Below are 23,985 nucleotides of genomic sequence, written 5' to 3' on the forward strand. Positions count from 1 at the left end.
TATGAAACAAAATCCATATATTTGTTGTTACAAATTGAAACAATGTCATTTTTTGCAGATAACATAAGGCTTCTGAGAGGAAAGAAAAAAATCAGTCAGGCAGAGCTGGCTGCTCAGTTAATTATTACTCGCTCTGCATACGCTGCATACGAGAGCGGAAGAATTCAGCCGGGCGCAGATATTTTAATCAAAATTTCTAAACATTTTAACATAAGTATAGATCTTCTGCTTACGGTCGATATTGGAAAATATCCGTTAGAAGATGTTTTAAAACTTCAAGATAATAGAATTGTTCTTCCCATTGTGGTTGATAAATTAGGAAACAACAGCATTGAAGTTATTCCGCAGAAAGCATCAATGGGATATTTATCCGGCTATAGTGACCCCGAATATATAGAAAGTTTACAAAGAATCTCATTGCCATTTCTTACCAACGGAAAATACAGAGCATTTCCTGCAAAAGGAGATTCTATGCCGCCTTTCAGAGACGGCTCTTATATTATTGGAAAATATATTGAAAACATAGAGGATCTTAAACCTAATAAAAGTTATATTTTCGTAACCTTAAATGATGGAATTTCTTATAAAAGATTAAAAGAAAAAAGCAAAAAAAAGATAACTGTATCTGCTGATAATTCGTTTTATGAGCCTTATGATATCTCGTTAGGAGAAATTGTAGAAATATGGCAATATGCCTCAGGAATTTTTCCTGAAGATTTTGAGGCAGATCAACTTGATAGCTATCATTTAAAGGATATGTTTTTAGAACTGAGAAAAGATATTAGAGGATTGGATGATAAAATTTCTAAATTATAACTGAAACTTGGATCTGTTGCATAATTTAACGTATTACACCACGATTGGACAACACTAAAATAATGACTTATAAATACTCCATATATTTTCCCGATAAAGAGAAAATTGCATATAAAAACGAAGTATTATCCGCAAATGAAGCATTTGATATCGCAAGAAATCATGCCTGGAAAGAATATTTAGTACTCACAGAAAACTCAGATATCAATTCCATTTACTACAATCCATCATTGGATTTTACTTGTATAGAAAATGGAAAAAGTTTTGGTTTAACTGCTGATTTTAACAAAAATAAAGAGATTGAATTTTCATTATGGTACAAAAGACCTCAAAAGGCAAAACTTCTCTTTGGTCTTTTAGTCAAAGAAAAAATGGTTTTAGATGATATTTGGTCAATCGATTTTGAAAATTCCTTAAATCACCTTCAACATTTTGTATCAGGCAATTATTCGGTTCTTGAAGAATTATTTCAAAAGTAATAAGGTAAATTTATATTGTTAAAAGCCTTTATGGATTTGAAATCAAATTAATACGCTCTCGAATACGACTTTTTCTCCTCCAAAAATTCTACTTTCTTTCCGTCTCCGGTTCTGAAAAGAGTTTTAATTGTAATCCTGTTTTTATCACCAGTCGCACTTGGCAAAAATGTAACGAAATGTAAATGCGGACCATTGCTCCAGCCCGTGTTACCGCTTAGTGCGATCGGCTGGCCTTTGGATACGGCATCACCAATCTTCACTTTTGCACCGTTTTGCTGCAAATGATAATACTGTGCAATCGTTCCGTCTGGATGGAGAATCGAAACATAATTTCCGAAGGGAGCACAGCTTCTTGTTGGGCAGCTTTTGTTATTGCTCTGCACAACTTCAATAACTAAACCTTCTCGTGAAGCCAAAATTTCTGTTCCTTCAGGCATTACAAAGTCTAAAGAATTTTCGTTTTGATGAGAAAATGTACCATTGTAGCCTTGATACATCAAAAATGCTTTTCCTTTTGCGAAAGGCAGATCATATTGATAAGTACTGTCGTAATTTTTTATGGTAATATCGCCGATATACATTAAATAACCGGGCATTTTTTTGATAGCCCAGCCTTTCTTTTTATCGTTAACCACAAAATAAGTTACCCTTTTTTTTGATGTTTTAGCAGGAATTACCTGAGTGGTCTTAAACAGTTCGGGTTTCTTCAGATTTTCTGTTTCTGGTTGACCGCTGAAGACTAGCGAAACAGGATAAATCTCCTGATTATCTACATAAAAATTAATAGAATCTCCCTTTCTCTCGTTGTACATTTTGACATTTTTCTGAGAAAAAATAAAGCAAAACTGACTGATGAATATGAGAATTAAAAATTTTTTCATTCTTAAAGCTTTGTTTGAAATTTTAGTTTTTAAACCATTAAGAGTATTTAGTTTTTAAGTAAAAAAGCAATTTAGATTTTTTTAAGATTTACAAAAGTAAATGATTAAGCAGTGTGCTTAAATAAATATAATTGATGCTTAATAATTCTCAATCGCTTATATTTCTTAATGGTTGAAAAAGTTTTGAGAACAATTTTAAAACACTCATTAAAATCTTTTTACAATGATAAAACATTTTTACAGATATTAAAAGGTTCTTGTTTATGAAAATTGTTAAATTTACCATCGAAAAGCTACTCAATGAATTCTATCGTAATCAATGTTGGAAACAGCAATATCAGATTTGGTCTTTTTGATGATGACAACTGTGATATCTCGTGGGTAATCAATACGAAGCCTTATCGTACTGCAGATGAGCTGCACGGTCAGATGTTGATTTTATATCAAACCTATAAGGTTGATCCAAAAAAAATTGAAAAAATCATTATTGGCTCGGTGGTTCCGCAACTGACAAGGGAAATAACTTCTGCGATAAGAAAAATTCACGGGATCGTTCCTGTAATGGTAGACAGAACGACATCTTCGGAAGTGATTGCAAAATCTAAACAGATGGGAACAGATATTTATGCAAATCTGGTAGCTGCGCATAATCTCTATCCCGACAGAAAGAAAATTGTATTAGATTTTGGTACCGCACTTACAGCAAGTTGTGTAGCTGAAAATGGCGAAACTTTAGGCGTCATCATCGCTCCGGGAATCGTAACTTCTCTAAATTCTCTGATCAGCCAAACTGCTCAACTTCCTGAGATTGAACTGGTAAAACCGAAATCTGTACTAGGATTAGATACCATTACCTGTATGCAAAGCGGAATGGTGTATGGTTTTCTGGGCATGGTAGAAGGCTTTATCGACCGTATCAATGATGAGGTAAAAGATGACTGTTTCGTCATCGCCACCGGCGGAGTTTCCCATGTCTACAAGCCTCTTACTGATAAAATACATATAGCAGACCGACTTCATACTTTGAAAGGATTGTATTTTTTAGGAAAAGATTTTAAGATTAAGGCTTAGGTTAATGTTGAGATCTGTTTTAGCGTAACATCAACCTCAGCCTTTACCTCAATCTATCTCTTAGATTTAAAAAACTCTTTCACGATAGAAGAACACTCGTTTTCCATAATTCCGGTTACGATTTCTGTTTTTGGGTGAAGACTCAAATTTTTATTGATAAATCCTCGTTGTTCGTCTCTCGCTCCGATTACGACTTTGGAAATCTGTGACCAAGACAGTGCTCCGGAACACATCACACAAGGTTCTAAAGTCACATATAAAGTGCAGTTGATTAAATATTTTCCACCAAGAAAATTGGCTGCAGAGGTTATTGCCTGCATTTCGGCATGAGCCGTAACGTCATTTAAAGTTTCAGTAAGGTTGTGAGATCTTGCAATCACCCGATTGTTGGAAACTACTACACAACCGATGGGAACCTCATCTTTTTCAAATGCTGCTTCGGCTTCATTTAGAGCCATTTTCATAAAATATTCGTCGGTAAACATAAAAATAAAAGCTTAGCACAAAACTAAGCTTTTCATTAAATATATTTAAGAATTTAGAATCTATATCCGACCCCGCCCATTATTTTTCCTGTAACAGGACTGATATCATATTTATCAAAATTACCAAACCTTCTGGCAATTCCTCCACTTGCTTCTATCACCAATCGGTCTTTTATGATCCACTTTCCTCCTACTCCGAAACCAATTCCGACAGTTGTAGAATTGTTTTTTGCATCGTTTACATAAGAGTATGTATTTGTAATATCATCATAACGGTAACTGTAGTAAGCATCGTTTTGCACCGTAACGGGTACAAATCCTTCGAAGAAAAATCCCGAAGCATACTTTTTTCCCATATAATATCTGAAATAGGGCGAAAATTGTTTAAAATCATCAACTTCATCACTCAAAGTGATCATGGCATTAATACCAATTCCCATATCTTTAGCGATAAGTCTTTCGTAAGAAACATTGGCCAAAGGTACCGCAATCAACAAAAAAGGATCTGCGAGAATGTCGTTCTTTCTTTGCTTTTCAGTTTCCTGTGCATTGATGCTTACTATTCCCAACACAAGGGTAATTCCCAGTAAAAATTGTTTCATGTAGTTTTTTCCAAAAATAGTGATTAAATCGATATGGAAATAAAATATTTAAAACTACTCAATATTTAACGTTAAAGGAAGTCTGAAACGGTATCTTACAGGATCGCCATTGATCACGGCCGGAGAAAATTTCTCCGAAAGAGAATACAGAGCAATCTCTGCCTGTCGGTTGAATGTGAAATTATCGCCGTCGGCCTTTACATTACTGATTTTGCCATTTTTCTCTACAACAAATGCTACGTTAGTTTTTACAGGATTGGTCTCAGAATACACTCCGTCACTGTAGAAAAGCCTTGCTACTTCCTGTCTTAAGGCATTGATGCCACCGGGATAATCTGCAGTTTTATCTGTATAAGGGAAAATTTCGTTTTGATCTTTGGAAGGATTTAGTTTTTTGTTTACCTCTAAATTAGATAAATCTTCAGTATTTCTCACTTTCAGTAAAGCTCCGACGAGGGCAGTGTTTTCAATACTGTCCATTTTTTTCATAAAGAATAAAAAATCCTGCTTGATGGACGTCTTAATAACGTTATTTGTTTCTGCATCGAATTTCTTTTTAAACTCATTATTCAGCATACTTCTGTGCTGATTGTAGTAGTTTTTTACCTGTCTGAATTCTTCCGTCTGCTGTGAAAAGCAAACAGTACAACTGAAAAAGAAAAGAATAAAAAACAGTGATTTCAATCTTCGATATTTATGTAAATGTAGTCAAAAAATGAATAGACAAGATCATAATTCTTCTGAATAATTGCCCAAAGAAGATTGCAAATGCGCACGAATCTCATCAACTAAAGTTTTAGGTTCTAAAACAACAACTTCTTTTCCATACGACAGGATTTCCTGCATAAAGTCGTAAGTCGGGTGAAGAAAGAACTCAAAATAGATCTCTTCCGTAGTTTCTTTGGTTTCTTTCTGCGATTGATGTAACGCAAAACTTCTGATGTATTCGCCCTGATGCCGGCTGCATTTCAAAACAATTCGCTCAGGATTTTGCTCGGAAAGATTCATGACGCCAAAAGCATTTTTAAAATGCTCTCTGAAGTTGAATTTATATTTTTCCCTGAATTTATTTTTGGTAACATCCAGATAATTAATTCTGTCTAAACCGAATGATTTTAGGGCTTTATCTTTGGTGTCAATTGCAATGAGATACCATCGGTCTTTTGATTCTTTCAAAGCAAGAGGATGAACTTTTCTGGAAGTCATCAGTTTGTTTTTATAATTGTAATGCTCAAAAGTAACGACTCTTTTATTACGAATGGCAAAGAAAAGATCATAAAAATGCTCAACTCCTGTTGGTTTTCTGCTTTCAAAAAAGATAAAATCTGCAAAATCGGGATGTACGTTTAATGCGTTGCTTACCTGGAAAGATTCGAGAAGTTTTTGGTTGTATTCATCGACTTCCATCATTGGTCGGCTTTCGATATAATAACGGTTATCACCCTTTTTTTTGTTGTGAATGGAAAGATTAAAAAGATTTGAAATCTCACGGATATCCCTTTGCAAAGTACGGATAGAGTAGCTTTTAATATCTGCATCCTGAAACTCGAAGGAGTTGAGCAGATATTCCTCCAACTGTGAATAGTTAGCGGGAGCACTTTCCAGTTTCTTAATAATTAAGGCATATCTTGTAAGGTAAAAATCTTTTTTCATGTTTGAATTTTCTAAAACAAATATAGATTCTTAATGCGACAAAAGGTGTCGTGTTTTATTTTTGTGGATAAGTTTTTGGAATTTCTTGTATTTATTTTGGATATATACGTCCAGCCAACCCACAACTGCAAAGCTTATGAAATATAATCCTTCAGAATTGTGAAATTTGTAATTGCGGCTCATCTTTCTGTTTTTTATAAAGATAAAACTTTTGTAAGAGTTTGTAAAAATAAAAAGCCACACGATATAATCGTGCGGCAGCAAGCGAAAACTATCAGTTACCGTTGGTTTAAATATTATAGAATGTTAGTTTAATGCGTTAAAAGGATCTTTCCCATATTCTAAGTATAATTCGAAAAATTCTAATAAACTATTTGTAAGTTTTGGAAAAGAGTTATTTTCCTGACCTTCAACATATCCATAAACTGGAGGATTCTCACCTTCATTAAGTTTGAAAAAAGCAAAAATATAACCTTGCGATGAAAAAAAGACAAAAACATTATCATTTACTTGTGAAATTAGGCTTGTTTTACCATCTTCTTGCAATTGCTCTAATAGACCATCTTTATTGGTGTGATTTCCGTAGATATTATCGTAGAAAATAGATTCGCCTTGGAAACCAGTGTAATCGTAAAAACCTTCTTTTACATTAATAGCATCCGTTGTTTCTCCAAATTTTTCTAAAAATTCTTTATAACACAAAGGCAGCTTCTTATTTAATGATTGCTCGAGTGAATTAATTTTATTTTTATCCACACCCTTTATAATTATTTTATTTTTAGTTAATTTTTCTACTATTTTGTTTAAATATATCATTTTCTATGTTTTTAATGAATTTATAATTTTTCTTTTACCCAAACTTTAACTACCTCAATATTTGGAAAATCTTTTTTAAATCTGAATATAATGTCGTCACAATTTCTACAAATTTTTAAATCCGAAACAATTTCTATTTTACCTTTTACATTCTTATCAAGCTTAAACATATTGTACAAATATTCAATTTGTTTTTGTTCAGTGTGGTATTCGTAATAAGGAATAGGACCATTTTTATAATGATAATTTTCAGGTTTTAGTTGTGTAAAATTATCAAAATTCTTTGGATTTCCTTTTGGTTCTCCACTCCGAGAATATAAATCTATTTTTTTACCTCCGACTTCACCTTTTGTAAAAGCTACATTTTTACTTTTACCCGCACCAAATCGGGTTCTAATTTTTGCTAACTCATCAATATCTAACTGTGTAGGTTTTCGAGATTTAGTTTTGAATAGGTTATCTAAATACTCATTCGCCGTTTTTCCCTCTTTTTTTGCTTTTGCCTCAATATCTTTAACAAGATCATCTAAACTGTCCTCTGGTACGTCATCAAAATAAGTAATATTTCCGTCCTTATTTTTAATAGAACAGACCTTCTTACCATCTTTACTTTTAGAGCTAATTTAAAACAAAAAAAATACGGCAACTTGTGATTGCCGTTATAAATATAAATTCTTTGAATTTAATCTAAACCATTATAAAAATCAGTATTGCTATTTCGCTTAACAACTCCGTTTTCTCTCTTTTCATGAACGAGATCCCCATTAAAATCAAAAAAATAATCTTCTTTTGGATAAATTTCTTCAGTAATTTTGTGTACTATTTTAAGAATAGATTTTCTAAATGATATAGGTTCAGCATCTTTTTTTAAAACTCTAAACATAATTTCTGAAACACTTCCTAAATCTAAATTAATTTCATAATCGTCAAAATAACTTTCTACATATGGAAATGTTGGAGAATATAAATCTGAGATTGTGAAGAATTTATTGTCATGATTTTCAATCATTTTTTTTAACTCTGGTTTTTCTTCTAAATTTCTTGTAAATTTTAAATAATATGTAAGTGCCATAATTAGTTTATTTTGTTAGCTTTAAATGATTTATTTTACCGTCTTTTGTTATATACATAATTTCCTCTAATCCTTCAATAGCCCAATCTGAAAACTGCTGTTGAAGTTTTACTATATCTCCTTCCCAAATTTTAAGGTTTAGTATTATTCTTTTAGTTTGCTCTTCTTTAATTTTTTTTGCAACTTCTGACCAAATATTTCTCACACTTTTATTTGGCTTATTAGGAGAAAAGCAATCAAAAATTTTGCCTTCAATTTTATAATCAGGATTTTTTACTCCCGAAACGAATGGATTTTGTTCTATATCAAAACCATTTTTTGCTAAAATTTCTGCCGCTTCATTTTCTAATTCCAAAGAAAGTTTAGTCGCATCATCTGCAATTTTTGGAATCTTAGTAATAATTCCTTTAGGTTTTGCAAATGGGTTTTTAGATTTACTTGGTTTTGTTCTGTTCTTTAATTCTGATAATTCATCTAAATACTCATTGGCTGTTTTACCCTCTTTTTTTGCTTTTGCCTCAATATCTTTGACAACATCATCTAAGCTTTCCTCCGGTATATAATCAAAATAAGTAATATTTCCGTCCTTATTTTTAATAGAACAGACCTTCTTACCATCTTTTACTGTGGTGTCTAATATAATACAATTCCATAAATTTCCCATAGCTTCATTTATTTTATTGGACACATATTAAATACACCATTTTCATACTTGGTAGGGCGAAGACCTATCTTCTCAAAGTAATCCCGTACTTTCTGGCCAAAGAAATCTTCGTACGCTTCTTTAAGAAAGTCTCTCAGTTTCTTTCCTACATTAAAGATTTCTTCTATCCAGATTTTTAATTCGTCAAATAAGGCTTTAGCTCCTTTTTTCAATTTGGTAAAAATCATGTTTACAAAATCTATCAAAGAAGCCAATATACCATCTGTAAAACTGATTCCCGCAAATAGGGCTTCCTGCATTTTTTTAAGAGGATTTCTCATAAATTCGAGGGTTTTATCAATTAATTTAACAACAGTAGAAGTCCCTCCAGTAAGTAAAGTCTCCAAGATAATGTCTATGATAAGGCCTATAATGTATCCTAAATAGTAAAAAACCTCTTCAAGAGATACATTCATTGCCTGTGCAGTAATCCACTTATATATTTTTTGAGTTATAGTTATCTGAAAGCTTACCCATTCGAATAGAAATTGATCTATCTCGAATTTTTTCATTGCTTCGGCAAGCTGCTCAAAAAACTCTAAGACATAATCTGCGACAATCGAAGGATCTTTATGAATATCCTGCAAAAGAGCCAATCCTTTAAAAAGAAGAGATATAATTGAGAAGATACCAGCAATAATATCTATTAAACTATTGTAAACTCCACATAAAAAAGCATTTACACAGCTAATTGATTTAGCAGCTAAAAATTGCAGATATGGAGTGTACTGCTGAAGCTGTCCTTTTAGAGAATCTAATCCGCTAAGAAAGTTTTGCGAAATTTCATGAACTGTAGTGGACAAATTTTGCGGAAGTTTATTTTCAATTTTAGAAATAATTTGTGTAAACATTTCCTTTTTACTATCAACTGCTTGAAAGAAATTATCGAATACTCCTTTAATAATATTCTCGCCCGCATTAAAATTCTTTTGGGGTTCGTCATAAACAGAATGGTGATAAAAAGGTTTTAAATTATCCCAAATTACTGGAGGAACTATAAAAGGTTTATAGTTTTCTGAAGCAGGATTCCAATCAGCTTCTTCTAATTTTAATTTTTGAATGCTTTTTGCAATATCTTCTTCAAAAAAGTCTCCTAAACTGTCAAATAAGACATCCTGAAAAAAAGTACAGATGTTTTTGTATGTAGAATCTTTAATTTTTAAAACCCAAGCGAAAAATGATTCTCTATTGGCAATTGCTTTTTCTTCAATAAGTTCTTTAAATGTTTCTGCTGTAATTCTTACATTGTTCATATTGGTAATATATTGCAGCTTGACAATTGGTATTGCAGATACATTTTTGATTTGTTCTGATACCTTTACTCTCATAATGGTATTTTTATTAAACTCACTGTCTATTTCTAGAAAAATATTTACAGATTTTTCTACAGGGACTAAGCTGCTATACATATTAAGAAGCTGCAATCCATTTTTGGACATATAAATATTAACTGTTATTTCATCGAATTTTGATGTATAATTAGGTATGAAGACAGTGTCAATATTTTTTTCATAAATAGTAAGAGCTTCGTCATCTGTATAAACGTTATATTTATTTGAAGAAATATCTGCGACTCCTGCATAAAACTTTTCACTTAATTCTTTTTCGGTGTAAGTTGTGAACGGCTTTTCTTCTTGTTGTTTGGAAAATTCTTTCCATTTATTTTTTGAAAATTTATTAAATGAAGGACGATTTATATTATTTTCCATTTTCTTTGTTTTTTAGTTTGTTAAACATTTCTCATTAATCTTTTCAAATGCATTAGGATATAAGGCAGCACAATAAAGTGCTGCCCAATAACCTCGGTCTTACCCGATAAATGATTTGAAAAATTTAAAAGATTAGACTAAAAATTTAGAAAGCGGAGCCTGATTGGTGTACTCATCTGTAGTAAGTGGCTGCCCGTCTTTATCCAAAATTTTCTCTATTCCAAATTGTAGCACTGGCGATGTAACTTTCAGATAGGTATCTGAATCAGTAGTGAAGGCTAATTTCTTTTCTTCCGGATCAGCATTTACTTCCGAGAAATCAAAGTTTTTAATAAGTCTTGCATTCACCTTAAAGGTGATGCCGTTTTCTCCTGTAGGATATGCTTCAACGCCTTCAATCTGTGAAACCTCTTCGGAAATTCTCTTATAAATCTTTATGGAAGATTCGGATTCATCAAATTCTTTTTCTATTTCAAATGAATTCCCCAGACAGGTATATGTTTTAGGAAAGTAATCCACTTTAACATAATCAAGAATTGTTTTGAATGAATTATCATGCATCTCATTAAAACTGATTTGTACCCATTTGTCAGCTGATTGACCAATCTGGTTGTTATTCAATTCAAAATTGCTTCCGCACATTTCGCCTAACTGATCGTCAAACTTCACTCCCGGTTCGCAGTTACAAGGCAAAGCTTTTTCTACTCTTAGGCCGATAGAATCTGCCTGAAGTATGGTAAGCGAGGTTGGGATTTTCTCTCTCCACGGTTCTCCTTGTTTTTTACCTAACGCAGAACGCATTTCGTCTACAATGGATAAGAACATTGGGTCGTCGATTACAGGAACTTCACCACCATTCCAGATTTGTCCGGTTGCCAGGAAGTGTCTTACTGCTTCTTCAAAACCAGGTCTTACGGTAACAATTACTCTTGCCATACCAGACTGCATAAACGCTCTGAAAGTAGGGTCGTTGTCATCAAATTGATACATGTCTGACCATCTGTCTCTTTTACCCCAGTAATAAGGATAGAAATAATAGCTCATAATATCCCACTCAAAAGCCTGTTCCATAAATTTCACAAAAGCGGCATATTGATCTAAACCTGAATCTAATTTAATTTCGGTATTAGTAAAGCTTTCGGTTGCATTATCGGTTTGATAATATTTGTTCTTACCAAACGTCAACGCAGCTCCAGGATTCTGATCAATCATGTAAGAAATACAATTCTTTCTTAATACTGTATTTTCTATTTTTCTGTAGAAACCTGGGTTGGAACCTTTGATCTGTACACCTAATGCTTTTGCTTCTGATAGAGCTTGGTTGTATTTTTCTAACTCAAGTTCATAGGCTTCGATGATTTTGTTGAAAGTTTTTCGAAGCCAAGCATTTTTAGCTTCCAAAGTTAGGTTTAGGTTAATCGTAAAATTTACCGTTCCTGAAAATTGATTATAAAATGTGGTTGATATAGGAATTAGTTGAGAATATGGAGAACTGAATGCTTGAGTCGGCTCTCCTGCTAGTTGACCCCAGCTTCCTTTAAAATAAAATCCTGCATTTCCTAATAAAGCACTTACACTAGAACCATCACCATCAGAAGTAGCTGTATATTGAGCACTTCCGGATACAGCAACATAGTTTTCTGGAATTTGGATTTCATCTTTTAAGGCCACATTTTCTATCTCCGAAATATTATTAGAATATTGACCTCCTAGTGACTTGCCAATGCTGAAATTAGATAAAGGTTTATCATCTATTTCCACATTAAATTTACTCGACCAAAAATTTAATGTGACATCATTATTTAGTGCTGTAAAATCTTTCATTTGCATGTGAGCTGCATCAAGACTTCTTGGATCAATAGGTTTTACCAATTGTTGAGAACTGTCAATCATTTTTACTCCTAAAGTATGAAGTTTAGCAGGTTCTGGAATCATAAACTCAAACATCATTCGCTTACCATAATTGTAGATTTGGTTTTTCACTACTTTATCTACCCAACGATAAACTCCTACTACATGACTGCTGCCTTTTGTATTGTCGAAACCATGTTTGTTGTTTTCTTCGTATTCTTCTAAAACTTTGTCAATACGTTCTTCTTTTACTTTGGTTACAATTCTGTCTAAAGCTCTCGCTGTAATGTCTTTTGCTTCTGTAACGGCTTGTCTATTACTTTCTTCTTTGGAGTTATGAGTGGCATAACTTGCGTTGGCACTTAACCCAAACTTAACGCCTCCTGTTGTAGCACCTCCCCAGCTTGCATTAAATCCAGCTTGTGCTGCAAAATCTTTAGATTCTTGTAAGATTTTAGAAATCTCACTTTGCATTTCGTGTCTTTCTGTAGTTGTTGTGTCTGTCAGTTTTTCTTTTTCCGACTCTGTAGACTTTGTAGTTTGAGATTCACTTCTCTTTAATCTTCTGGTAGCACGCTCTTTGTATTCACGCGCCATGATGTTTTCGATATGGGCAACATCTCCTTCTACATAGCAATACGTACTTTGTTCTACTTTTAAATAATCTGCAACCCCGATGTTTTTCATTCCAAATCCTGAAGGGATGAATGAAGAAGTGTCCGTAGGATTGTAAGTTGGTGTTTCTGGATTTCCCGGATTGGTTGGTGTTTCAATTGGTGGAATTTCAACAGGTAAACATCCGGCGTCACCTCTGAAATGATATTGTTTAGTCCTTAAGTCTAAATCATTCGGATCTTTAATTAATGTAACACTTAAAGTATAAGTATTGCCATCACTTAGTTTTACTTCTCCCTGTAAAATAAAACCACCCATTCCTGAAGTTTGGGAAACTAAAATTCTAGGCAAATCAAATAATAAACATGATCCTGCACCCATTGAAGAAACACTCGTAGAAGGATAATCTACGCTATTTAATACTATTTTGTAATTTGCAGAAATAACCTCCATATTATTACTTAAAGCTAAAAGTAAACTCCACTCTGTTGAGCTACGTGCGTAGGTTTTTACACTGAAAGGAATATAGTTTGAATTGGAGGTATTTTTACTCACAGGAATTATAACCCCTCCAACATTTGTAGAAACCTGTTGATTAAGTACCGTGTTGTTTAAAACTGTTTGCTGTAAAGATTGATTACTTTGAGTAATATTCTGACTAAGCTCATCAAATGAAGAAATATCTGATAAAGCTTCTGTAAGGCTTGATGACCCAAGAATTCTTAACAATGCGTTTTGATCGCTGACGCTCATTGTTCTGCCCAATTTAGCGATATCAATTTCCGTAGTTTCAAATTTGAAATCAAATTCAGGGATTTCTATTTCCGGAGTTGTGATTTGCATGATTTCGTCCTTGATACGGTGAAGCTCCATATCCATCTCGCTATTTGCATAAAACTTTTCGGGATCGGCCACACTAAGCTGAGTAAGATAATTGATTCTGTTTTCTAAAATCTGTTTTTTTCTGTCTGCTTCTGAAGCTTCTTTTTGTGAAGATTTTAAAAGAGGCTTTATCGTATTTTGATATTCATTATAAGCTTCTTTGTAAGCTGCATCATGTTGCTTTTTGTATGTTTTTTCTAATTTGGAGAGAGAATCTACTAAGCTTTGATTTTCCTTTAAACCAATGGTTGCTTCTGCAAATTTCATTGCTTTGTCATCGTACATCGTTTTTTGGGTAAGAGAAGAACCTGCACTGTTGAAATCGCTTTGAGAAACTTTGAATAATTCTTTAGGCAAAACTACTTTTGCTCTTTTCATATCTTCAAAAGATTCTTCGGATTTGTCGTAGACGGTAAGTATATGATTTAAATGCAGATATTGCATAATAAGTTCTTTTGCATAGAAATCTTTTTGAGTTACGACCTGATAAACTAAATTGTCCCAAATTCTAGTACGCTCTGGTAAACCTAATTGAACAACATTGGGAATACCATTATATTCATCAAATTTTTTATCAAATTCTTCTTTTGTAGAAGTTGATTTATTTCTTGCAACCCAGACAGCGAGATCATAAAAGTTACTTCCATAAGTGGTTTTGAGGTTAGCTTCTGTGTAAATTAAGGTAATCGAACCTGGATTTTCATCTACATCTCTGCAAATAGTTTGTAATGTCCCTCCAGATAAAAGGCGGGTATCAAAAATGCTTTCGTCAGCAATAGCCTTCTCTCTAAATATAAATCTCCTTTCTAAATTTTTCGGATCAGACAGTTCTGGGTTTCTCATTGCCGCAAATCTGAATAGCGTCTGCGAAGAGTTGTTTGTGTTTAAATTTGTTGACATTTTAAAATTGTTTTTTGTTTAAGATTAAAAATTGTGGAAAATTCTTTTTAAGAGAATATTGTCCACGTAGTTTTGTTTTACTGTTTTTAGCATAGTAGATAACCACTCTGATTGTTTTTATCAGTGCTTATCATTTGATTATTGATAATTTTTTTTGTGAATCTTCACAGAATTGCGGAAGAAAACATTTGTTTAAATTAATAGCTGAGCACTTTTATAAGTCCCTTTTTTAACTAACCTATTTTCGTCTTTGGTGATGTAATATTCTGACGTTTCGAATTCAAAAATCCGGTCAATAGTCTCCCCGTCGCGACTCAGTTCAATCGCTTTCTTACTTAAATTTATGATGCTTATGTAGGACTCAGGAATTAATTCTTCGATTAATTCTAAAGGATTTCCCGAGTATTTATCGGTGATAATAACGGTTGTAAACTCATTTCTAATAGCAAAAGCAGGCGGGTCTACAATTTCTCCTTTAAGCTCATTAATTTTTGATTCAACAAATTCATAAGGAGCATAATTTTGAGATTGCACCCAAGATCGGGTAGCAACAGGTTGATTATTCACTGTTACAGTTCCGCCCAACGGAGCAAGATTAATATTATATAACTGTGAACCACCATCAAACCTTTGCGGTTGAAGCCATAGGTCGCCTGTATTGCTATTGTGTCCAAATGCAGTACCCCACAATCCGTTGTCTCCGGATAATAACAGACTTGCAGGATTGGCATTTCCAGCGATCGGTGAATTTCCTGTAACACCTGTTCCGGGATTTATTTTGATCTTTCCCTCTACTGTACCTCCCGATTTTGACAAGAAGTTTGCTGATGCCCAAGCATGTGTCGCGGCATTGCTTACTAAATCATTCCACTTGTTGATATCATCTTGAGAAAAATCTCCATCGCTCCACATCTTATACCAATCAGAAGACCATTTGTCATCAATCCCTTTTCTTAGCTTTAGCATTGGTACGCCCTTACCATTTATTCCTGTCTGATTGGCAAAAGCCAATTGATATGACGAATCTCCCGTGGAGGCAGAAGTACCATCCCATGGCGAGTACGTCATAATGCCAGCATAGTTGCCAGAGCCTTTAACCGATGAAGCGTGCGCAAAATCAAATCTTGCTCTATGACCGTTTTCAGCCGGGTTTATATCATCTGGATTTCGGGATCCATCCCGAGATCCTACAAAATTATTGGTGATCTGTACCGAGTTGCCGTTTGTTAAGGTTACTGTCTGACCAAGGTTAGTTTCATCGTTTGCTGATAAAGCTTGATTAGGGAAGTTTGAGGAAACCCACGCTTGTGCAGCATAACCAGCTGTAGCATGATTACCCCAATTGTACGCAGTATTCCAGTTATTCATTAATGATGCACTAACACTATTTGCTGCGTGAGATGTTGATACAGAATCTGTAATTCCGTAACCTGCTAATGTTGTTGGTTTTGAAGTTAATGACGCAAATGAATGAGTATGCGTACTATTTACAGCCTTTGTTATAGTGACCTCTTGCTGAATAGTAATTGATGAAAGATCGGTCATTAATTGAGTAGTCCAATCACCAGTTGCCATTAACAATGACCCTCCCTCATACTGATTAACAACCATTTGCGGATATGACCATACTTTATCAACATCATTTATTATCAAACAACTTCTGTTGTCTGCCAGCTTTCCTATTCTTAATCGACTTACAGCATCCACCGCCCCTGTATTATTAGATAACAATGCCTTACTATAAGCTAAAGAGCCATAAGTATTTATCTGTAATTTTTGATGAAGATTCGCCCATTGAGTGTCGACAATGTCTATATCAAAATTATTCTGATATATAAATTGAGATGGAAGAATAATAACTATTGCTCCCGTAGGATTACCCCAAAATGAATATTCTGTTGGATTAGTTCTCCGATTTAAATTACCATAACCATTACCTATAGTTTTTGTGATTCCTTTTTGAGCATCAACAGTATTTAAAAATTTAGCTTTTGTGATTGCAGAAAAAGTTTTATCTCCCACAATTGTTTGTGGTGTTTCAATAGTAAGATAATTGGCAGGATTGAAATTCCCTGAATGATATAGAGTATACCAAGGCAACCAGGCACTACCTTTCATCTGTCTAAATTGAAAATCACTTGAATCGCCATTCATATCAATACGAATCTGTGAACCCCAACCTGCACCATCTTGTTCACCATTTCTATGTCTAATATTAATTAGGTGCCACCATCTGTTGCCATCAGCAGGTGTGTATATAGAGCCAATTTGGGTTTTATTAACTAATGAGTCAAAATTATTAATATTATTACCTTCATCACCTCTTATTGCATCTACTTTTGCATTTAGTTGGGAGTTTAAAGCTGATTGTGTAACATAATTTTTTAATTGGGTGTTTAAGTTGTTAACCACCCAACCTTTTGTAGCTACTACATCCGTAGGTAGAGTAATGATATTAGGACCATATTGGTTTATATCAGTTTCTATTGCATGAGTCCAACCTTGACTCCAATCCTGAGTATAGTTAATAAAATGAGTTTGTACTCTAGCTACTTCAAAAGAGAAATAACTATTCCAGAATGTATCTGGTTGTCCTAATAAAATACTAACAAATCCATCACTACCAATTCCTACTCTTGCAACATTAGTAGGAAAATTTTCTGTTACATTGAATATACATTTGGCTCCATTTGGAATAATTAAGCCAGAAACATACTTATAAAATGATACATTTATTTTGCCTATATACGAAGATTCATAACCGTAAATATTAATATCAATACTGAACATAACTTGGTCTGGAGAAGCTTGTGGAATCTTTAAAACCAACATACCTGTAATTGGTGACCCATTAGGATAAGCACCTTGGTAAACTTTTTCAAATACCTGAGTTTGATTCTGAATTTTAGAAGTTGCTCCACTTGGTCGTATTTTGAATGTCTCTAATTGATCATTATCTACTCCTATAACGAAGTCATTTCCTAATGCTCCCACACTCCAGTTAGTTTGACCTGGGATATTTTTAAAACCAATTCTTGAATAGTATTGTCCACTACCGTAGTCTTTGTACCCAAGTAGAATACTGTTATTACCTGGTGTACTTACAGATAGCGGTCTTGCATCAGAACTAAATAACCCATCTGGATCGTAATTAGTATAACCTACTTTAAATATTTTTTTACCAATTAAAGTTTGATCTGTATTAAGAGTTGCATAATCGTTTAATTGTGTAGATAATGCAAAATCCGACTTAACCTGAGTACCACCTCCTGCTAAAACAATATGATTATTATCAGAACCATCAACGATATAACCTCCTGCTTTAACCGGAAAATACCCTATCCAATCTCCGTTTACAAAATGAAAACCACCTCCATCAAAACCTAATTGTCCAATATTAGCTCCTTCTTTATAAAAAGTCATACTGGGATTTACAGGGGTGTTGGCATAAGTTATTAATGAATTGTCTGCCCAATTAGCACCTTGAGTATAAAAGAACTTTCTGTTTGTTACGTTTTGTACTGTATTGGTAGTCATCAGAAACTCATCAGAATTCAGCTGAATATATTCCGAGCCACTCCATCTGAACTGAGAGTTGTCATTTGTAATAAGATAAATTTTGCCCTTTTCTCCGGGTCTTGGTAAATTTTCAACAGTTTCAAACTCCAGAACATCATCCACATAACTCGGAAGTTGTGACGCAGGCACTTTTCCGCCAATTAAATCAGCCTTTTTTTTAAGAGAAACTTCTGTGCTTTCCGGAAATTCTCTGTTATGATGCCAATAATTTTCCATATAAGTCCAAAATCCATCAGATATAGGAACGTCTTCTGTGCTAAAGCCAGATTCAAATTCTTTATTTTCATCCATATTTAATTATTTATAAATTTTTTAATATTAATCTTCGAAGCTTCTTTTTATTAGAATCACTTCAGGTCAGCCTTATTTTTTAAGGTGGTTTCCGGCAAAAGATATCCACCGCATTTTTTAATATTTGGGATCATTTATTTGTATTTTTAGTTGTTGATTTTTTAACATATTTCTAGCTGTTCAGCATTTGCGAATGGTGAATTCAAAGGCTTTTCGTGAAAGTTTGAGTGATTGCTTTTGTGTTTTTATTTATATCCCAAAAGTAATGGTGAGAAGCGACAAAACTTGACGTGTTTTTTAAATTTAATTTAAATAATATCGTCTTCAAGGATATCATTCTCAAAATCTTCTCGGAAGAAATTTTCTATTTCGTCGAGATAATTGTCATAATCAATTTCGGTGTTTTCGATGTCGCTCCAATTGATGCTATAGATTTCTTTTTCAAAGATTATATCTGTAATGTGATTTGGTGTTTCCATGTTGTGTTTGATATTGGGGTTAAAATTTGAACATATTTCTGGCTGTTCAGCATTCGTAAATGATGAATTTAAAGGCTCCTAAAAGTTTTTAATGATTGTTTTTTGTGTCTTTATTTATATTTCAAAAGTAATACTGGGAAGCGACAAAACTCGTCGTATTATTTTTTTTCATTTTCAATTTTTCAAAATTTGTGTTTTTGTTTTCAACTTATTGATAAGGCAAAAGTAATTCTCATAAGCGTCAAAACTTGACGTGTTTTAATTGTAATTTAATGACTTCAAAATATAATTCATTTAGCTTATATCAAGTATTTATAAGTAAAAAAGCTTATATTTTATTTTTAATCAATTTCTGAACAATTTGGTTTAATACTTCACGGTTATCGTCGATATAACTCAATCCTGCCTGAATCAAGTTTTCAATATTTGATCTTCTTACATTGTCCATTGACGGAGATGCATTTTTTAAAGAAGGGTTTAATCGATAATAATTTTTTTGATTTCTCAAGCCTAAAGTCTGAAACATCTGACAGAGCTGATAATCTACAGTTTCTGCATTTGCCGACATCAAAATATCAATAATAGGCGTCACCCAGCCTATTTTTCCCGCTTTTTCCATCTTTCGGAAAGAGTAGCTTTTAGATTCAATACCTGTTCCGATGGAAACGATAATCATATCATTTACAGTGGGATGATTGGCTTTCTGATGGTTTTTTAAAACTTCTGCAAACGGAATTTTTCTTGCTTCAGCATACGCACAAAGTCCGGGATTATTGGCAAACATACCTCCATCAATCAAACTGAAAATCTGCCCGTACATCGATTTGATCTGTACCGGACTGAAATATGTGGGAGCCGCCGAAGTTGCTCTGCAAACATCTTTTACATAAAAATTATCTGTATTTACAGTTGCTTTCCATGAATTAAAAAGTTTAGCTCTTCGGTTTTCAATGTCGTAGCTGGTGATTACACATGGTTTTATTAATTCTTTTAATTCCAGTTTTCCAAAAAAATCATTTAGGTTTTTCTCCAAAGCTTCCTGCGAAATTTTTTCATTCAGTAATCCGAACGGATTGACCAGCTTCTCCCAAAAAGAAACCTGAAAGATGTCGCCACCTTTTTCAGCATAAAGTTCCAATCCTTTCTGAATCGAATATTTTGCTTTTCGGTGCTCATCAGGACAAAGAATAATAGACGCAATCAACGCTCCGGTGCTGCTTCCGGCAACAAGATCAAAATAGTCTCCAAGTTTCGCATTAGGTTTATCATAATATTGTAATTGTTCTTCTAAATAGCGCAAAATGATACAGGTAATAATGCCTCTTATTCCGCCGCCGTCCAAAGATAAAATGGTTGTCTTTTTCATTTCTTCTACTTTTATTTGGTATAGTAAAGGTATGATTGGGAAGCGACAGAACTTGACGTGTTATATTTCATTTACCTAATATTTCTAAAAAACCACATATCCATCCTTACCTTTTTCCATCTTCAAAAGTGTTCTCCAACCTGTTTTTATCAATCCTTTTTTAGTTAAAATATTCTTCTTTTCAAAGTGGGGAAGATCTTTAAAGGTTTTCCAGTTTCCGCCCCAATCCCAACCGTATTTTGCAAATATTTTCACACATTCGTACCAATCGGCAACTCTGTCGTTATCCCAATCTTTTACAGTGTCCCAACTTGCAGTTTTCCCATCGATCATCATACAGATATCTACGGCAAGACCATAGTTATGAATGCTTTGTCCGGCTTTTGCATTGGTGACTTTTTTTCCGCTTGTGATTCTTCCGATGGCGTATAATTTTTCCTGTTCTTCGAAACTTCGCAGTCCTTGGGTAATTCTCACTTTGGCTTTTCCTGTAAGTGCTTCATCACATTCTTTGATGATTTTTTTCACTTCTTCTCTTACTACAGGATGCAATTTTTCAATTCTTTGTAATGTTATTTTATCCATATCATTAATTTTTTGGTTTAAAAAGCTAATATCAATACAGGACACGACAAAAGCTGACGTGTTTTTTTGAATTAAATTACAAATTTTAAATTTTGATCTTTGCTCGCAGGCTTTTTTATTATGATGAAAAACCTACCGGAAAAATGTTTCAAGTACCGATTAACGTTTTAAGTGTGTTCTGTAATCACCACAAATTATTAATAAATACATGAGGATATTTTTAATCAACATTCAAGAGATGTGCACGTCATATAATTTTTAAAGACTTCTGAAATTTCACTTAAACATAATTATCAGATTGTAATTTTTATCAGTGTCTGAACGAATTATTCATAGGTTAAATTTCATTACATTTGCATTTTGAAGGACAATCATTGAAGTCTTTAAAAAACTTTTAAATTTTAATAATAAACAGCACAATTTTTGTTTAGCTAAATGCTTGAAGATACGAATGATGTCAACCAATCAATTTAAATACGGTTTCCTATATATTTCCCTCTTAGTTACCAGTCTTTTTCATGCTCAAAACGCAGCAACCGGAAGAATTGTAGATGCAAAAACCAATAGAGAAATCACGGCTGTCGAGATCTTTATCAACGACAGCAATACACCATCAATTACAACAAAATCCGGAAGTTTTACGGTGCAGTCTGATAGTATTATTTACAAACTAAAGTTTCAGAAAAAAAATTACGCACTGGAAAGTGTAGAAATAACTGCCGCTAACAGCAATAATATTATTGTAAAACTTTCTGGCGAAAAAGTTAGCAGCATAGAAGAAGTTGTGATTCACAACGAAAAAACAAAATTCAAAAACAAAAAAGAAAATCCTGCTTACAGAATCATGCAGGAAGTATGGAAACGCAAGAGAAATAACGGTCTCGATAAATTTGATACTTATACGTACAAGGAATACGAGAAGATTCAGTTTGATGCCAATAATCTCGACAGCGCATTCATGAACAGAAAAATCTTCAACAAATTAGATTTTATCTTTGATTATGCAGATTCTACAGCACGAGGAAAAATGGCCCTGCCTATTTTTTTAAATGAATCTGTCTACAACAATTTTGGCGAAAATAAGCCCGGAAAAAAGACTAAAAAGCTTTTGATTGCACAAAAAACCTCAGGGTTTCAGGATAATCAGGTAATTGCGATTACGGCAAAAAATCTCTACCGCGATATTAATATTTATGATAATACTTTAAACTATTTTGACATCGGATTCCCAAGTCCTGTAGGTACAGATGGTTTCAGCACGTATGATTATAATCTGATTGATACCGTATCGGTGCGCGGCGAGCAGGCATACAAAATACGTTACCAGCCTAGGCGAACTGAGGTTCTTGCCTTTCAGGGATATTTATTCATAGATACCGATTCGTATGCCGTGTTGGGAGCGACTCTGAAATCAACAAATAAAATCAATGTCAATTTCATCAACGCTATATCGACCGAACTGGAATATGATAATCCTGACGATGAGACATTTTTGCCCAAAAAGTTTATTACAGAGATTGAAATGACGCCTTTCTCCAAGAAGAAAACAGCCAAAGGACTGGTCGCCAAGCGAACCGTAGATTATTCTGAATATGAATTTAATAAACCTCTTGACAACTCTGTATTTACAAGAAAAGAGGAAGAATATGACGCTGAATTCGTAGATAAAGATGATGCTTATTGGGTAAAAGCGAGGCCAGATTCGCTGTCAAAATCAGAACAGGGCGTTTACGAAATGCTTGAGAAGCTACAGCAAACTCCTAAATTCAACCGTATTGTAAAACTTTACGAAACGCTTGCTTCACAACACTATAATATTACGAAAGGTATTGACATCGGTCCTATTTTTTCAATTTACGGTAAAAATGATGTGGAAGGTGACAGAATAAGATTGGGAGCAAGAACGTATTTTGGGCAAAACGATCCTTGGAGAATTCAATTTTATAATGCTTATGGTTTTAAAGATAAGCAATTTAAATACGGCGTTGAAGGTCGATATATGTTCAACAGAGTCAACCGTTTTATGATTGGAGCGGGAACTAAAAGAGATATTACTCAACTCGGCGTACAGCTGACCACAGAAGACGGCATTATGTCGCGCTCATTTGCTTCTTCAACGGTTTTTGCAAGAGGAGAAAACGCTTCTTTAAGTTCAGTAAACCAAACCAGTATCTTTACTTCTATTGAACCTTGGAAAAATTTTCAGGTAAGAGTTGACGGAACGATGCAAAGTATTAAATCTGCCAATCCTTCAGGTTTTAGCCTGATGTATTACAGAAATGGTGATTTAAGAAAAACAACCAATGATTCTCACGTTACGATCAGCTTAATTGCAAGACCGGGAGCCAAATTTTCTCAAACCGGAGTAGACCGATACGAACACGGAACTCTTGCACCAACGATTGTTTTAAAATATACGAGAGGTATAGAAGGCTTATTTAATGCAGATTTTAATTACAATAAGCTCCAGTTTATGTTTTACAAACCTATTCTTTTAGGAAGCTGGGGTAAAACATTGCTTAATTTTGAAGCCGGAAAAAACTTTGATACCGTTCCATTGGCTTTACAAAATGTAATTCCGGGAAATCAATCTTATGGGTTGGTTCCGAATACTTTTGCCCAGTTAAATTATTATGAATTTGTAGCAGACACCTATTCTACCCTTCATATTGAGCATCACTTTAACGGCAAAATACTGTCTTTTATTCCGTTGATTAAGAAATTGAAATTGAGGGAAGTTGCTTTCATAAGAGGTGCATACGGATCTCTGAGTGACGCTTCAAAAAATATTAATGTTGAAAATTTAAAGTACTCTGCACCGAATGAGCAGGTTTATTACGAATATGGTTTTGGTATTGAAAACATCGGTTTTGGAAACATTAGAATCTTACGTGTAGATTTTAACTGGAGAGGAAATTACCTTGATCGTCCGGATATTTCAAAATTTGGAATTAAAGCCGGTTTTCAGTTTAATTTTTAAGACAGAATATTATCTTACTTTTTGAATCTTTTAAATATTCTCTTATACTTCTTCAGCTATCAGATGTTGTTTAGTCGTTCGCTATTTCCGCTGTGTTTCTGTAGAATAAATAAGTATTAGAAAAGATTTTGACTGAAATTAGCTTTTGCTCAACATACAAGATTTGGCAA

Annotated in this window: 19 protein-coding genes; 4 read left to right on the forward strand and 15 right to left on the reverse strand. The window is 33.7% G+C overall.

Annotation, left to right across the window (positions count from 1 at the left end; genetic code table 11):
- Positions 1-42: 42 nt before the first annotated feature.
- Together PGH12_RS11035 and PGH12_RS11040 are read left to right on the forward strand one after the other, a co-directional pair.
- Positions 43-816 (forward strand): XRE family transcriptional regulator, encoded by a 774-nt coding sequence (locus PGH12_RS11035; protein WP_267596870.1) that lies wholly within the window; start codon positions 43-45, stop codon positions 814-816.
- A gap of 62 nt (positions 817-878) precedes the next feature.
- Positions 879-1,295: a hypothetical protein gene (locus tag PGH12_RS11040; RefSeq protein ID WP_267596869.1), complete on the forward strand. Its 417-nt coding sequence runs from the start codon at positions 879-881 to the stop codon at positions 1,293-1,295.
- Between the two features lie 47 nt (positions 1,296-1,342).
- Here PGH12_RS11040 and PGH12_RS11045 read toward each other — a convergent pair whose 3' ends face one another.
- Positions 1,343-2,176, reverse strand: a complete 834-nt coding sequence (locus PGH12_RS11045) for a M23 family metallopeptidase (protein ID WP_271286767.1) — start codon at positions 2,174-2,176, stop codon at positions 1,343-1,345.
- A gap of 300 nt (positions 2,177-2,476) precedes the next feature.
- Between PGH12_RS11045 and PGH12_RS11050 the strand changes: the two genes are divergently transcribed.
- Positions 2,477-3,247 carry a type III pantothenate kinase gene (locus PGH12_RS11050; protein ID WP_267596868.1) on the forward strand — a complete coding sequence of 257 codons (771 nt, stop codon included), beginning with the start codon at positions 2,477-2,479 and terminating at the stop codon, positions 3,245-3,247.
- A gap of 53 nt (positions 3,248-3,300) precedes the next feature.
- On the opposite strand, the gene PGH12_RS11055 is transcribed toward PGH12_RS11050, so the two are convergent.
- From PGH12_RS11055 to PGH12_RS11115, 14 genes are all read right to left on the reverse strand, one after another.
- Complete coding sequence (locus PGH12_RS11055; RefSeq protein ID WP_267596867.1) at positions 3,301-3,732, reverse strand: nucleoside deaminase; 432 nt, start codon at positions 3,730-3,732, stop codon at positions 3,301-3,303.
- A 53-nt stretch (positions 3,733-3,785) separates the two neighbouring features.
- Positions 3,786-4,334, reverse strand: a complete 549-nt coding sequence (locus PGH12_RS11060) for a DUF3575 domain-containing protein (RefSeq protein WP_267596866.1) — start codon at positions 4,332-4,334, stop codon at positions 3,786-3,788.
- Positions 4,335-4,388: 54 nt separating this feature from the next.
- Positions 4,389-5,018, reverse strand: coding sequence for an energy transducer TonB (locus tag PGH12_RS11065; protein ID WP_267596865.1), 630 nt, complete (start codon positions 5,016-5,018; stop codon positions 4,389-4,391).
- Between the two features lie 45 nt (positions 5,019-5,063).
- On the reverse strand, positions 5,064-5,987 hold the full coding sequence (locus tag PGH12_RS11070) for a helix-turn-helix transcriptional regulator (RefSeq protein ID WP_267596864.1): 924 nt from the start codon (positions 5,985-5,987) through the stop codon (positions 5,064-5,066).
- A gap of 306 nt (positions 5,988-6,293) precedes the next feature.
- Positions 6,294-6,803, reverse strand: a complete 510-nt coding sequence (locus PGH12_RS11075) for an SMI1/KNR4 family protein (RefSeq protein WP_267596863.1) — start codon at positions 6,801-6,803, stop codon at positions 6,294-6,296.
- Positions 6,804-6,823: 20 nt separating this feature from the next.
- Positions 6,824-7,426, reverse strand: coding sequence for a deaminase domain-containing protein (locus PGH12_RS19150; RefSeq protein ID WP_442867870.1), 603 nt, complete (start codon positions 7,424-7,426; stop codon positions 6,824-6,826).
- A 59-nt stretch (positions 7,427-7,485) separates the two neighbouring features.
- A complete protein-coding gene (locus PGH12_RS11080) occupies positions 7,486-7,875 on the reverse strand; it encodes a hypothetical protein (RefSeq protein ID WP_267596862.1) in 390 nt (129 codons plus the stop codon).
- A 7-nt stretch (positions 7,876-7,882) separates the two neighbouring features.
- On the reverse strand, positions 7,883-8,539 hold the full coding sequence (locus tag PGH12_RS11085; protein ID WP_267596861.1) for a CdiA C-terminal domain-containing protein: 657 nt from the start codon (positions 8,537-8,539) through the stop codon (positions 7,883-7,885).
- An 8-nt stretch (positions 8,540-8,547) separates the two neighbouring features.
- A complete protein-coding gene (locus PGH12_RS11090; RefSeq protein ID WP_267596860.1) occupies positions 8,548-10,287 on the reverse strand; it encodes a phage tail family protein in 1,740 nt (579 codons plus the stop codon).
- Between the two features lie 132 nt (positions 10,288-10,419).
- Complete coding sequence (locus PGH12_RS11095; protein ID WP_267596859.1) at positions 10,420-14,535, reverse strand: hypothetical protein; 4,116 nt, start codon at positions 14,533-14,535, stop codon at positions 10,420-10,422.
- 192 nt (positions 14,536-14,727) lie between these two features.
- Positions 14,728-18,405: a hypothetical protein gene (locus tag PGH12_RS11100; protein ID WP_267596858.1), complete on the reverse strand. Its 3,678-nt coding sequence runs from the start codon at positions 18,403-18,405 to the stop codon at positions 14,728-14,730.
- 308 nt (positions 18,406-18,713) lie between these two features.
- Positions 18,714-18,884 (reverse strand): hypothetical protein, encoded by a 171-nt coding sequence (locus PGH12_RS11105; RefSeq protein ID WP_267596857.1) that lies wholly within the window; start codon positions 18,882-18,884, stop codon positions 18,714-18,716.
- A gap of 328 nt (positions 18,885-19,212) precedes the next feature.
- Positions 19,213-20,250: a patatin-like phospholipase family protein gene (locus PGH12_RS11110; protein ID WP_267596856.1), complete on the reverse strand. Its 1,038-nt coding sequence runs from the start codon at positions 20,248-20,250 to the stop codon at positions 19,213-19,215.
- A gap of 84 nt (positions 20,251-20,334) precedes the next feature.
- Positions 20,335-20,835, reverse strand: a complete 501-nt coding sequence (locus PGH12_RS11115) for a M15 family metallopeptidase (RefSeq protein WP_267596855.1) — start codon at positions 20,833-20,835, stop codon at positions 20,335-20,337.
- A 451-nt stretch (positions 20,836-21,286) separates the two neighbouring features.
- Between PGH12_RS11115 and PGH12_RS11120 the strand changes: the two genes are divergently transcribed.
- Positions 21,287-23,815 (forward strand): DUF5686 family protein, encoded by a 2,529-nt coding sequence (locus PGH12_RS11120; protein ID WP_267596854.1) that lies wholly within the window; start codon positions 21,287-21,289, stop codon positions 23,813-23,815.
- Positions 23,816-23,985 lie beyond the last annotated feature (170 nt).

Origin of the sequence: Chryseobacterium sp. CY350, assembly GCF_027945075.1 — a bacterium.
In the GTDB taxonomy this organism is placed as follows: Bacteria; Bacteroidota; Bacteroidia; order Flavobacteriales; family Weeksellaceae; genus Chryseobacterium.

Coding starts and splice junctions, on each gene's coding strand:
- PGH12_RS11110 (WP_267596856.1), bottom strand. CDS start 20,250: ATGAAAAAGACAACCATTTTATCTTTGGACGGCGGCGGAATAAGAGGC.
- PGH12_RS11035 (WP_267596870.1), top strand. CDS start 43: ATGTCATTTTTTGCAGATAACATAAGGCTTCTGAGAGGAAAGAAAAAA.
- PGH12_RS11040 (WP_267596869.1), top strand. CDS start 879: ATGACTTATAAATACTCCATATATTTTCCCGATAAAGAGAAAATTGCA.
- PGH12_RS11080 (WP_267596862.1), bottom strand. CDS start 7,875: ATGGCACTTACATATTATTTAAAATTTACAAGAAATTTAGAAGAAAAA.
- PGH12_RS11095 (WP_267596859.1), bottom strand. CDS start 14,535: ATGTCAACAAATTTAAACACAAACAACTCTTCGCAGACGCTATTCAGA.
- PGH12_RS11075 (WP_267596863.1), bottom strand. CDS start 6,803: ATGATATATTTAAACAAAATAGTAGAAAAATTAACTAAAAATAAAATA.
- PGH12_RS11055 (WP_267596867.1), bottom strand. CDS start 3,732: ATGTTTACCGACGAATATTTTATGAAAATGGCTCTAAATGAAGCCGAA.
- PGH12_RS11045 (WP_271286767.1), bottom strand. CDS start 2,176: ATGAAAAAATTTTTAATTCTCATATTCATCAGTCAGTTTTGCTTTATT.
- PGH12_RS11090 (WP_267596860.1), bottom strand. CDS start 10,287: ATGGAAAATAATATAAATCGTCCTTCATTTAATAAATTTTCAAAAAAT.
- PGH12_RS11105 (WP_267596857.1), bottom strand. CDS start 18,884: ATGGAAACACCAAATCACATTACAGATATAATCTTTGAAAAAGAAATC.
- PGH12_RS11050 (WP_267596868.1), top strand. CDS start 2,477: ATGAATTCTATCGTAATCAATGTTGGAAACAGCAATATCAGATTTGGT.
- PGH12_RS11070 (WP_267596864.1), bottom strand. CDS start 5,987: ATGAAAAAAGATTTTTACCTTACAAGATATGCCTTAATTATTAAGAAA.
- PGH12_RS11115 (WP_267596855.1), bottom strand. CDS start 20,835: ATGGATAAAATAACATTACAAAGAATTGAAAAATTGCATCCTGTAGTA.
- PGH12_RS11060 (WP_267596866.1), bottom strand. CDS start 4,334: ATGAAACAATTTTTACTGGGAATTACCCTTGTGTTGGGAATAGTAAGC.
- PGH12_RS11085 (WP_267596861.1), bottom strand. CDS start 8,539: ATGGGAAATTTATGGAATTGTATTATATTAGACACCACAGTAAAAGAT.
- PGH12_RS11120 (WP_267596854.1), top strand. CDS start 21,287: ATGATGTCAACCAATCAATTTAAATACGGTTTCCTATATATTTCCCTC.
- PGH12_RS11100 (WP_267596858.1), bottom strand. CDS start 18,405: ATGGATGAAAATAAAGAATTTGAATCTGGCTTTAGCACAGAAGACGTT.